The 618-nt window shown below is 63.0% G+C and carries 1 protein-coding gene; it reads right to left on the reverse strand.

Annotated features, from left to right (window positions below; genetic code table 11):
* On the reverse strand, nucleotides 1–618 hold a 618-nt coding region (locus AC1DVW_RS29690; RefSeq protein WP_477327944.1), incomplete at both ends, for a transposase.

Genomic DNA, 618 nt, shown 5'->3' on the forward strand with positions numbered 1-618 from the left:
GATCCGGAACGTGCGGCAAGGGCGACGTAGAAAGCTTTGAACCGGTCATTGGCGCGGATGGCGCCGAGCGCCGCCATGTAGAGAGCTCGCCTGACCCGCGGGCGGCCACCTGTGATCTTGCTCCTATGTTTGAGCTTGCCGCTCTCATTGTCGAACGGGGCAAGACCRGCAAGGGCTGCGATCGACTTGGGCGAGCGCTGGCCGAGCTCGGGCATGTGCGCCAGCAAAGAGAGGGCGGTGATGGTGGAGACGCCGGGCACGGAGACCATCAGCGCATAGTCGAGGGCGGTGTCCTCGGCTTGGCGAATGGTTTTGACGATCCGGCTCTCGAGCGCATCGATGCGTGTGTCGAAGTCGGCGATGACRTCTTGAAGGTCGTCGACAACGTCAGCGTCGAAGGCTTCGCTGAGATATCTCTTCAACCTCGCCCTGATCTCGACCAGATGGTCGCGGTGGCGAGCAAGCGACTGAAGGTGCTCGCCTTTCTCACAGGGCGCCGGCTCGGGCGCAGGCTGGTAGCGACGACCGTAGTCGCTCAGCATCCTGGCATCGAGGCGATCCGTCTTGGCGCGCTGCGTCGTCGACTTCGCGTAATGGTGGGTATGTGCTGGATTGTGC

It is taken from the genome of Mesorhizobium sp. P3_B5, from assembly GCF_056402815.1.